This window comes from Candidatus Eisenbacteria bacterium (genome assembly GCA_035577985.1).
GTDB lineage: Bacteria > Desulfobacterota > Binatia > DP-6 > DP-6 > DATJZY01.
The window spans coordinates 1-11,285 of the sequence record DATJZY010000060.1; the positions used below are offsets into that span (position 1 = coordinate 1).

Consider the following 11,285-nt stretch of genomic DNA (forward strand, 5'->3'; position numbering starts at 1 on the left):
GCGACTGGCTGCTGCGCGCCTTCGGCGGGCGCACCGAGGCCGTGGCGAAGCACTTCGTCGCCGTCTCGACGAACGCCGAGAAGGTGTCCGAGTTCGGTATCGACACGGCCAACATGTTCGGCTTCTGGGACTGGGTCGGCGGGCGCTACTCGATGGACTCGCCGATCGGGCTCTCGACCATGCTCGCGATCGGTCCCGCCGGCTTCCGCGACATGCTCGGCGGGTTCCACGACATGGATGAGCACTTCCGCACCGCGCCGTTCGAGCGCAACCTGCCGGTGCTGATGGGCGTCCTCGGCGTCTGGTACGCCGACTTCTTCGGCGCCGAGACGGTCGCGGTCCTGCCGTACGAGCAGTACCTGAAGCGCTTTCCGGCCTACCTCCAGCAGCTCACGATGGAGAGCAACGGCAAGCACGTGACGCTCGACGGGACGCGGGTGGACTATGCGACCGGCCCCATCTACTGGGGCGAGCCCGGAACCAACGGACAGCACTCGTTCTACCAGCTGATCCACCAGGGCACGCGCCTCATCCCCGCCGACTTCATCGCGTTCGTCCACTCGCTCAATCCGCTCGGCCGCCATCACGACATGCTGCTGGCGAACGTCTTCGCGCAGACCGAGGCGCTGGCCTTCGGCAAGACGCCCGAGCAGGTGAAGGCCGAGGGCACGCCGGATCGCCTGGTCCCGCATCGCGTGTTCGAGGGCAATCGCCCGTCGAACACGATCCTCGCCGAGCGCCTGACGCCGGCGACGCTCGGCAAGCTCGTGGCCCTCTACGAGCACAGCGTCTTCACACAGGGCACGATCTGGAGCATCGACTCGTTCGATCAGTGGGGCGTCGAGCTGGGCAAGGTGCTCGCCCAGCGCATCATCGCGGAGATCGAGAGCAAGGCGGAGCCCGCGCTCGCCCACGACGGCTCGACGAACAGCTTGATCCGTCGCTACCGCAAGCTGAGGGATGCGTGATGGAGGTCCTCGTGCTCGCGGACGCGGAGGCGGTGGCGCGGCGGGCCGCGGAGCTGATCGCCGCCGACGCCCGCGCGGCGGTGACGGCGCGCGGCCGCTTCGCGCTCGCGGTGAGCGGAGGCCACACGCCGTGGCAAATGCTCCGGGCCCTCGCCGACGAGGACGTCCCCTGGAATGCGGTGCACCTCTTCCAGGTGGACGAGCGGGTAGCGCCCGCCGGCGATCCCGATCGGAACCTGACGCACATCCGCGAGAGCCTGCTGGCGAAGGTGCAGCTTCGGCCCGACCAGCTCCACGCGATGGCGGTCGAAGAGACGGACCTCACCGCGGCCGCTGCACACTATGCCCGCGAGCTCGTTGCGGTCGCCGGCGCGCCGCCGACGCTGGACCTCGTCCACCTCGGGCTCGGGCCCGACGGCCACACAGCGTCGCTCGTGCCCGCCGATCCGGCGCTCGACGTGGCCGATGCCGACGTCACGCTCTCCGGTCCCTACCAGGGCCGGCGTCGCATGACGCTCACCTATCCCGTCCTCGACCGCGCCCGACGCATCCTCTGGGTCGTCACGGGAGCGGAGAAGGTGGAGATGCTGCGACGCCTGCGCGCCGGCGACCGGACCATCCCCGCCGGGCGGGTCTCCGCCGAGCGTGCCACGGTCCTCGCCGATGCGGCGGCGGCCGGGCAGTCGCGCTGAAGGAGTCGACGATGGCCGATCTCGATACCCTGTGCATCAACACCATCCGCACGCTCTCGATCGACGCCGTGCAGGCCGCGAACTCCGGGCATCCCGGGACGCCGATGGCCCTCGCGCCGCTCGTCTACACGATCTGGAACCGGGTCATGCGCTTCGATCCGCAGGATCCCATCTGGCCGAACCGCGATCGGTTCGTGCTCTCGAACGGTCACGCGTCGATGCTCCTCTGGTCGGTCCTGCACCTGACGCGCACAAGGGCGGTGAACGCCGACTACGAGCAGTTGGGACAGCCGTCGGTCACGCTCGACGACATCCGCCGGTTCCGGCAGCTCGGCAGCCATGCGCCCGGCCACCCGGAGTACCACCTCGTGTCCGGCGTCGAGTCCACGACCGGCCCGCTCGGACAGGGCATCGCCACCACCGTCGGCATGGCGATCGCGCAGCGCTGGCTGGCCGCCCGCTACAACCGTCCCGGCTTCGACGTCTTCGACTACGACGTCTACTCCGTGTGCGGCGACGGGTGCTTCATGGAGGGCATCGGCTCCGAAGCCGCGTCGCTCGCCGGCCATCTCGGCCTCGACAACCTCTGCTGGGTCTACGACAACAACCACATCACGATCGAGGGCAGCACCAAGATCGCCTTCACCGAGGACGTCGCGACCCGCTTCCTCGGCTACGGATGGAACGTGCTCCGCGTCGGCGACGCGAACGACACGGAGCGTATCGAGCACGCGCTGCGCACCTTCCGCGAGACGAAGGGGCGTCCGACCGTCATCATCCTCGACAGCCACATCGGATACGGCTCGCCGCACAAGCAGGACACCGCCGCGGCCCACGGCGAGCCGCTCGGCGACGACGAGATCCGGCTCACCAAGCGCGCCTACGGATGGCCCGAGGACGCCAAGTTCCTGGTCCCCGACGGCGTCTACGAGCATTTCGCATCGAACGTCGGCGTGCGTGGCGCGGACGCGCATCGCAAATGGACCGATCTCTTCGCCGGGTACCGCACGAAGTTCCCGGAGCTCGCGGCGGCGGTCGACCAGATGCAGCGCCGCGAGCTGCCGGCGGGGTGGGATCGCGACCTGCCGACCTTCCCCGCGGATCCGAAGGGCCTCGCCGGCCGGGACGCGTCGAGCCAGGTGCTGAACGTGCTCGCCAAGAACGTTCCCTGGTTCCTCGGCGGATCGGCGGATCTCGGGCCGTCCAACAAGACCACGCTCAAGTTCGAGGGCGCCGGCGACGTGCAGGCGGCGAGCCCCGGCGGGAAGAACCTCCACTTCGGCATCCGCGAGCACGCGATGGGCGCGATCGTGAACGGGCTCGCGCTCTCGAAGCTGCGCCCGTTCGGAGCGACGTTCTTCATCTTCAGCGACTACGCGCGTCCGGCGATCCGGCTCTCGGCGCTGATGGAGCTGCCGACGATCTTGGTCTTCACGCACGACGCCATGGGCGACGGCGAGGACGGCCCGACCCACCAGCCGGTCGAGCAGCTCGCGTCCCTGCGTGCGATTCCCGGGCTCACCACGATGCGGCCCGGCGACGCCAACGAGGTGGTCGAGGCCTACCGCTACGTCCTGCAGCTCCGTCACCGGCCGGCGGTGATCGCGCTCTCGCGCCAACCCCTACCCACCCTCGATCGGCGGAAGTACGCTCCAGCCTCCGGAGTCGCGCGCGGCGCGTACGTGCTCGGTGATGCACCCGGCGGGAAGCCCGAGATCGTGCTGATCGCAACCGGCAGCGAGGTCGTCCTGGCGGTCGAGGCCCACGAGAAGCTCCTCGCCGAGGGAATCCGCTCGCGCGTGGTCTCGATGCCGTCGTGGGACGTCTTCGAGCAGCAGCCACAGGCCTACCGCGACGGCGTGCTCCCCCCGGACGTCACTGCCCGCGTCGCGATCGAGCAGGCGTCCACCTTCGGATGGGAACGCTACGTGGGTTGGCGGGGCCGCGTCATCGGCATGCACACGTTCGGCGCCTCGGCACCGTTGAAGGAGCTCCAACGGAAATTCGGCTTCGAGCCGGGGCGGGTGGTGGCGGTGGCGAAGGAGCTGCTCGGCACGCGGTAGCGTCGCGCGATCGTGAGTCAGGTCGTCGGCGGTCGCCCCGCGGCCCGCTGCAGCCGCGTGATGGCGGCGACCACACCGTCCGGCGCCCCGTAGATCGCCGATCCGGCCACGAGCACGTCGGCGCCCGCGGCGGCGACGAGCGGCGTCGTCTTGTCGTCGATGCCACCATCCACTTCGAGCTCGATGGGCCGGCCGCTCGCGCGGATCATCTCTCGCACGCGGCGGATCTTGCCGAGGGTGCCGTGGATGAACTCCTGCCCGCCGAAGCCCGGGTTGACCGTCATCACGAGCACGAGGTCGACGTCGGGAAGGACCTCCTCGAGGACGCTCGCCGGCGTTGCCGGGTTGATCACGACGCCGACCCGCTTTCCGAGCTGGCGGACGTGCTGGAGCGTGCGATGGAGATTCGGGTTGCCTTCCTGATGGACGTTGATGGCGTCGGCGCCGGCCTGGGCGAACGCGTCCAGGTAGGCGTCGGCGTCGTCGATCATGAGGTGGCACTCGAGCGGGAGCGTCGTCGCCTTGCGGATGGACGCGACGACGGGAATGCCGATCGAGATGTTCGGCACGAAATGACCGTCCATCACGTCGACGTGGATGCGATCGGCGCCGCCGCGCTCGGCGAGCGCGATCGCTTCGCCCAGGCGCGTGAAGTCGGCGGCCAGGATCGACGGCGCGACCTTGACCGTCATCCCGTCTTGCGCAGGCTCGCCGTCTTCTCCGCGATGCACGCGAGGAGGTCGTCCCACGACTTGACGAACGCCGCGGCGCCGTCGCGCTGGAGATCGGCGGCGAGCTTACCCGGATCGACGCCCGCCTGCGTCATCTTGTCCAGGACCTCTTCGGCGTCGCCCCCGTCGTGCGGCAGCATGTCGCCGATGTCGCCGTGCTCGGCGAGCGCCAGCAGTGTCTTTTCCGGCATGGTGTTCACGGTGTGCGGCGCCGCGAGCGACTTGACGTAGAGCACGTCCGACGCCTTGGGGTCCTTGGTGCCCGTGCTCGCCCAGAGCAGCCGTTGCGATCGCGCGCCGACGTTGAGGAGCCGGAGCCATCGGTTGGACGCCAAGAGATCTCGGTAGGCCTTGTAGGTACGTCGAGCCACTGCGATGCCGAGCTGGTTCTCGAGGGCCGCCGGAACCTTACCGGCCACCGCCGCGTCCCAGCGGGAGATGAAGACCGACGCCACCGAGGCGACGCGCGGATTCAGGCCGGCCGCAACGCGCCGTTCGATCCCGCGAACGTACGCCTCCGCAGCCGCCACGTAGTGCTCGCGGGAGAAGAGGAGGGTCACGTTGACCGGCACGCCGGCGAAGATCGCCTCCTCGATGGCCGGAATCCCTTCCTTCGTGCCTGGAATCTTGATGAAGAGGTTCGGTCGGGCGGCCCGCGCGCTCAGCTCCTTGGCCGCCGCCAGGGTCGTCGCCGTGTCGTAGGCGAGCTTGGGCGAGACCTCGAGCGACACCCAGCCGTCGACGCGGTCGGTCGCGTCGTGGATCGGCCGGAAGAGATCGGCGGCCTTGCCGAGATCCTCGAGGGCGAGCTCGAAGAAGAGCCCCTCGCCCGACTTGCCCTGCGCCGTCTTCTCGCGAATGGCATCGTCGTAGTCGCGGCCGTTCTTCAAGGCGTGGTCGAAGATGGTGGGATTCGAGGTGAGTCCCGTGACCGAGAGGTCCTTGATGTAGCGCGCGAGCGTGCCGCTCGTGAGAAGGGCGCGGGTGATGTTGTCGAGCCAGATGCTCTGCCCGGCTTCGTGAAGTCGTTGCGTCGCCTTGGTCATTCGCGTCTCCTTGTTCGTTACGGGCCGAGCGGCCAGGGAACCCGCCCCAGTGCGGAGTCTACGCCAAGCGCGAGCAAAGGGAATACGCGAGCGGTGGCAGCTTTACGCGGCGGGGCGAGCCACGTATCAAGCATCGGGACGCAGAGGTCGACATGACGGAAGAACGGAGCGCCGGCGCGGGGAGCGCGAACGATGCCGGGGTCCAGGCCGTCGCGGCCCGGGCGCTCGATATGATCGTGGACGGTGCCAAGGTGGGCCTCGGATCCGGGCGCGCTGCGGCCGCCTTCATCGCGCGGCTGGGCGAGCGCGTGCGCCAGGGCCTTCGAGTCGTGGGCGTTCCGACCTCGAACGGGTCGGCGGCCCAGGCGAGGGGGCTCGGCATTCCTCTCATCGAGCTCGATGAGGAGGTCGAGCTCGACCTCACCGTCGACGGCGCGGACGAGGTGTCCCCCGATCTCGATCTCGTGAAGGGGTGGGGTGGAGCGCTGGTTCGCGAGCGCATCGTCGCGGCGGCATCCAAGCGCCAGGTCATTCTGGTCGGACGCGAGAAGCTCGTCCAGACGCTCGGCGAGCGAGGCCGGATTCCGGTCGAGGTGATCCCTCTCGCCCGCGGGCTCGTCACGAGGCGGCTGAAGGCGCTCTCGCTCGTCCCGACCGTGCGTCCGACCGCGAATGCGAAAGACCCGTTCCTCACCGACAACGGCAACCTGACGCTCGACTGTGCGCTGCTCCGTCCGCTCGCGGACGGCAGCGCGGCGCGCAAGCTCGCCGCAGCGGTGCGTGCGATTCCCGGCGTCGTGGACATCGGGCTCTTCCTCGGCACGGCGCACGAGGTGTTGGTGGGCTACGGGGACGGCCGGGTGGAGGTGCTCACGCGCTCCGAACGATCGCAGCCATGACGTGACGCTCGCCGGGGGCGAGATGGACTGCGTCATCGGCGGCGTTGGCCGTCTCCACGCACAGCATGGAGCGCCATTCGTCCGCGCCGAGATCCGTCATGACCTGTGCTTTCTCGCTCCACGGATTCCACACGACCGTCGTCGCGGACCCGTGTTTTTCGACGACGAGGCGCCGGCCGAGAACGGGATCCTCGACCACGCACGTCGCGTCGGTCTCGAGGAACACGCGATCGGTCGCTCCGCGGAAGCGGATCGTCTCCGCGTCCTCGCGCTTGCGCTTCATCCCGTCCGTCTTGTCGATGTACGTCGTTCCTGCGAGGCCGCGCAGCGTAACCTCCCGCACGTCGCCGACGCGCAGGTAGGTGTGGAGCGCCTCCTCGAACGTGAACGGCTCGGACGAGCGGTTCTCGACCTCGAGTCGCATCTCCAGCCGCGGCCCGAACACGACGCGCTGCCGGATGCGGAACTCGTGTCGCCACAGCGCTCGCGTCACCTGGGTGGGCTCGAGCCCGAGCACGACGGCCACGGACACGTCGTCGGGTTGCTCGACCGACTCCACCGACCACCCGGCGGTGCGGGCGAAGCCGTGCTCGGGGGCTCCGGGATCGGCGGCGCGCGGACCGAACCAGGGAAAGATGATCGGCACGCCGCCCCGTATCGCCTTGTCGGCGCTGTAGTGGCTGCTTGAGCTGGTGAAGAGGAGCGGCGACTGCCCGAGCGCCTGGTAGTGGGTGACGTGCGCGCCGTGCAGGTAAGCGTGTCCGGTGCTCGAGGCGGTCGTGACGGCGGCGCGAACGAGGCCGCCCGGACCGTGCTCGAACCGCAGCACTCCGGGGATCGCGAAGCGCTCGTTGAGCGCCTCCGGCGTCATCGTCGCATCACTTGCCGAGGATCAGGCGCGACCCGCGTTGCTTGGTCACGTAGGTCCACGCCCATCGCAGATAGACCATGAGCCGGTTGCCGGCGAGCGGAAGGAACGCGAGGTGCACGGCGGACCACGCGACCCACGCGACGAATCCGGCCAGCCGCACCCGACCTGACTCGAGGATGGCGAAGTTGCGTCCGATGACCGCCATGTTGCCCTTGTCGAAGTAGCGGAACGGCGGCAGAGCCGGACGTCCGGCGAGCCGATTCGCGATGACCTTGGCCGCGTACTGGCCCTGTTGCAGCGCCACCTGGGCCACACCGGGCAGCGGCCGGCCGTCCTGGTCGAGGGACGCCGTGTCCCCGACCACGAAGATCTCGGGCCGACCCGGCACCGTGAGATCGGGCTGGACGCGGACGCGTCCGGCATGATCGGTCGCGGTCGCGAGCCACTTGCCGGCCGGCGAGGGTGCGACGCCGGCCGTCCAGATGACCGTCCGGCTCGCGATCCGCTCGCCCGCGACGAGCACGCCCTCGGCGTCGACGCGCTCGACGTGGGCGCCGGTGCGGATCTCGACGCCCATGTGGGTGAGCCGCTGGTGTGCCCGCCGGGACAGGTCTTCGCTGAACGACGCCAGGATGCGGGGGCTGCCCTCGACGAGGACGATGCGTGCCGACGTCGGATCGATCCGCCGGAAGTCGGACTTGAGCGTCGTTCGCATCATCTCGGCCAAGGCGCCCGCCAGCTCGACCCCGGTGGGACCCCCACCCACGAGGATGAAGGTGAGCAGATCGCGGTGCTTCGAGGGATCGCGCTCCAGCTCGGCCGTCTCGAATGCGCGCAACACCTTCGAGCGGACCGATATGGCGTCGTCGATCGACTTCAGGCCGGGCGCGAACGCCGCGAACTCGTCGTGGCCGAAGTAGCTCTGATCCACGCCGGTGGCGAGGATGAGATAGTCGTAGGCGAACGGCTGCTCTCCCTGATCGAGGTAGTCGACCAGGATCTGGCGCTTCTCCGTGTCGACCCCGGTGACCTCGATCATCGCCACGGTCGCGTTGTGTTGCTTGCGGACGAGGTTCCGGATGGGTGTGGCGACGTCGCCGGGCGCGAGGATCGAGGTGGCCACCTGATAGAGCAGCGGCTGGAAGACGTGATGGTTGCGCCGATCGAGCAACGTCACGCTGACCGGCGCGTTCCGCAACCCCTGCGCTGCCGCCACGCCTGCGAAGCCACCGCCGACGATGACGACGCGGGGGGGTGCGGCGTTCCCGCTCACGTCGTTCCCCAGGCCTTCTTCGCGGAATCGTCCCACAGGCGAAACCCGCCGATGAAGGCGTTCGCGTTGTCCCCCAGACGTGCACCCCGGGGGAGCTTCTTGAGCGCGCGGGCATTCCCACCGCCCAGGACGACGTACTCGGCTTCGAGTGCCGTGCGGAGCTTCTCGACGACGTCGGCCACGTGACGGCGCCACTTCTTCTTGCCGAGCCGCTTCTGACCGCGGATGCCGACGTAGTCCTCGTAGGTGCGGCCCTTCTCGTAGGGTAGATGCGCCAGCTCCATGGGCTCCAAGGCTCCGTCGATGATGAGGGCGGAGCCGAGCCCCGTTCCGAGCCCGAGAAAGAGCATGCGTCCGCCCCGGTAGCTGCCGAGGGCCTGCATGGCCGCGTCGTTGACGATCTTCACGGGGTGTCCGAAGGCCTTCGCGAAATCGAATCCCACCCACCCGCGTCCAAGGTTCTTGGGCTCGGCGACCACCCGGCCGTGAAGCACCGGTCCCGGGTAGCCGATCGAGACGACGTCGAACTTCCACCCCGCCGTCGCACGCTTGACCTCCGCCACCATCTTGCGCGCGGTCATCTTGAGCCCGGAATCGATCTTGATCTCCTCGCGCCGTCCGGTGGCGAGGACTTTCACGTGCGTCCCGCCGACGTCGAGGACGAGGACCTTCCGGCGTCGCGGCGTTCCCGAACGGCGCCGGCCGCGGGTCACGGCTTGCACTCCGGACAATGCCAACCGCCCACGTCGGCCGTCAGCCGGTCCGCCTCGGCGGGCCCCCACGTGCCCTGCGCATACTCGTGTACGGGCGATTTGTTGCCGAGGATCGGCTCCACGATCTCCCACGCGCGCTCGACGGCGTCCTGGCGCGCGAACAGGGTCGCGTCGCCGTCCATCGCATCGCCGAGCAGCCGCTCGTAGGCTTCCATCTCGTCGCCGCCCGGATGATGGACGACCGACAGCTCGGTCTGCTGGGCCACCATCTCCTCACCCGGTCGCTTCACCTGCGCGCCGATGCCGATCACGACCTGCGGGCTCAGCCGGAAGCGGACGTAGTTCCCGAACTCGGGGAATTGCTTCACCAGTGGCGGCGGCCGCAGCTCGACCAGCACCTCGGTCGCGTCGGTCGGCATGCACTTGCCGGCGCGGATGTAGAACGGGACACCTTGCCAGCGCCACGAGTCGATGTGCAGGCGCACCGCGGCGAACGTCTCCACCTGCGAGTCGGGCGCGACCCCCGCCTCCTGGCGATAGCCGCGGAACTGGCCGCGCACGAGGTCCTCGGGTCGGAGCGGCCGGATCGTGCGGAACACCTTTACCTGCTCGTCGCGGATCGACTCGGCATAGGTGCTGACCGGCGGCTCCATGGCGAGGAACCCCACCACCTGCAGCATGTGGTTCTGGATCACGTCACGGATCGCCCCTGCTTCCTCGTAGAAGCGGCCCCGCCCCGCGACGCCGAAGCTCTCGGCCATCGTGATCTGGACGTTCTCGACGTAGTTGCGGTTCCAGATCGGCTCGAGGAACGTATTGGCGAACCGGAAGTACAAGATGTTCTGCACGGCCTCCTTGCCGAGGTAGTGGTCGATGCGGAAGATCGCGGACTCGTCGAAGATCGTGTGGAGCGTCTGGTTGAGGGCCTTCGCCGAGGCCAGGTCGCGCCCGAACGGCTTCTCGACCACGACGCGCGCCTTCTGCGCGCAACCGGCCCGCCCCAGCGCGGCGACCACGGTGGGGAACATGCTGGGTGGGATCGCGAGGTAGTGGGTGGGCTGGGGGTCGGGACCGAGATCCTCGCATACCTTCTTGAACGTGGCGTCGTCGCCGTAGTCGCCGTCGACGTAGCGCATGAGGCCCGCGAGCTTCGCGAAGGCCCCTTCGTCGACGCCGCCGCCGTGCTTCTCGATGCTCTCGCGCGCACGCGCGCGCAGCTTCTCCAGGTTCCAGCCCGCCCGTGCGACACCGATGACCGGCACGTCGAGACGGCCGTGCCGGACCATCGCCTGCAGCGCCGGGAAGATCTTCTTGTAGGCGAGATCGCCGGTCGCGCCGAAGAACACCAGGGCCTTCGATCGGGATCGGGTCATTTCGCCGGCCCCTTCTCGAGATGGCCGCCGAACTCGAAGCGCATGGCAGAGAGGAGCTTGTCCTGGAAGTCCGCCTCGCCGCGCGAGCTGAAGCGCTGGTAGAGCGCAGTCGAGAGGACGGGCACCGGGACGGCTTCGTCGATGGCGGCCTTGATCGTCCACCGTCCCTCGCCCGAGTCCGACACCTGGCCCGCGAAGCCCGCGAGGGCCGGGTCCTTCACCAGGGCCGCCGCCGTGAGGTCGAGCAGCCACGACGCGATCACGCTGCCGCGCCGCCACACCTCGGCAACGTCGCGCAGATTGAGATCGTACTGATAGTGCTCGGGATCGCGCAGCGGCGTCGTCTCGGCGTCGATCGCGTGCTGCTGCTTGCCGACGTTGGCGTCGCGTAAAATGCCCATCCCTTCGGCATACGCGGCCATAATCCCATATTCGATGCCGTTGTGGACCATCTTGACGAAGTGCCCGGCACCACTCGGGCCACAGTGCAGATATCCGTGCTCGGCCGTGCCGCCCAGCTTCTCGCGTCCGGGTGTGCGCGGGATGTCGCCCACCCCGGGCGCGAGCGTCTTGAAGATGGGATCGAGCCGCTGCACGGCGGCCGCCGGGCCGCCGATCATCATGCAGTAGCCACGCTCGAGCCCCCACACGCCGCC

General features: G+C 69.0%; 11 protein-coding genes. 4 read left to right on the forward strand and 7 right to left on the reverse strand.

Going from position 1 to position 11,285, the window contains the following annotated elements; genetic code table 11:
• From pgi to tkt, 3 genes are all read left to right on the forward strand, one after another.
• A partial coding sequence (pgi, locus tag VMS22_09660) for a glucose-6-phosphate isomerase (GenBank protein HXJ34287.1) occupies positions 1–968 on the forward strand: 968 nt, incomplete at its 5' end.
• Positions 968–1,660, forward strand: a complete 693-nt coding sequence (pgl, locus tag VMS22_09665; protein ID HXJ34288.1) for a 6-phosphogluconolactonase — start codon at positions 968–970, stop codon at positions 1,658–1,660. The genes pgi and pgl, both read left to right, overlap by 1 nt.
• Positions 1,661–1,671: 11 nt before the next feature.
• Entirely contained in the window at positions 1,672–3,723 is a 2,052-nt protein-coding gene (gene tkt / locus VMS22_09670; protein ID HXJ34289.1) for a transketolase, read from the forward strand.
• 17 nt (positions 3,724–3,740) lie between these two features.
• Here the strand turns inward: tkt and rpe are convergent, their stop codons facing one another.
• Together rpe and tal are read right to left on the reverse strand one after the other, a co-directional pair.
• Positions 3,741–4,415 (reverse strand): ribulose-phosphate 3-epimerase, encoded by a 675-nt coding sequence (rpe, locus tag VMS22_09675; GenBank protein HXJ34290.1) that lies wholly within the window; start codon positions 4,413–4,415, stop codon positions 3,741–3,743.
• Complete coding sequence (gene tal / locus VMS22_09680; protein HXJ34291.1) at positions 4,412–5,500, reverse strand: transaldolase; 1,089 nt, start codon at positions 5,498–5,500, stop codon at positions 4,412–4,414. The genes rpe and tal overlap by 4 nt, the downstream gene beginning before the upstream one ends.
• A gap of 152 nt (positions 5,501–5,652) precedes the next feature.
• Here tal and rpiA point away from each other — a divergent pair, with 152 nt between their 5' ends.
• Complete coding sequence (rpiA, locus tag VMS22_09685; GenBank protein ID HXJ34292.1) at positions 5,653–6,399, forward strand: ribose-5-phosphate isomerase RpiA; 747 nt, start codon at positions 5,653–5,655, stop codon at positions 6,397–6,399.
• Here the strand turns inward: rpiA and VMS22_09690 are convergent.
• The 5 genes from VMS22_09690 to VMS22_09710 all read right to left on the reverse strand — a co-directional run.
• On the reverse strand, positions 6,371–7,270 hold the full coding sequence (locus VMS22_09690; protein HXJ34293.1) for a D-hexose-6-phosphate mutarotase: 900 nt from the start codon (positions 7,268–7,270) through the stop codon (positions 6,371–6,373). The genes rpiA and VMS22_09690 overlap by 29 nt on opposite strands.
• Before the next feature lie 7 nt (positions 7,271–7,277).
• A complete protein-coding gene (locus VMS22_09695) occupies positions 7,278–8,543 on the reverse strand; it encodes an NAD(P)/FAD-dependent oxidoreductase (protein HXJ34294.1) in 1,266 nt (421 codons plus the stop codon).
• Complete coding sequence (locus VMS22_09700) at positions 8,540–9,256, reverse strand: ROK family protein (protein HXJ34295.1); 717 nt, start codon at positions 9,254–9,256, stop codon at positions 8,540–8,542. The genes VMS22_09695 and VMS22_09700 overlap by 4 nt, the downstream gene beginning before the upstream one ends.
• Positions 9,253–10,629: a glucose-6-phosphate dehydrogenase gene (gene zwf / locus VMS22_09705; GenBank protein HXJ34296.1), complete on the reverse strand. Its 1,377-nt coding sequence runs from the start codon at positions 10,627–10,629 to the stop codon at positions 9,253–9,255. Before zwf ends, VMS22_09700 begins: the two co-directional genes overlap by 4 nt.
• The coding region (locus VMS22_09710; protein HXJ34297.1) for an NADP-dependent phosphogluconate dehydrogenase at positions 10,626–11,285 on the reverse strand (660 nt) is incomplete at its 5' end. The genes VMS22_09710 and zwf, both read right to left, overlap by 4 nt.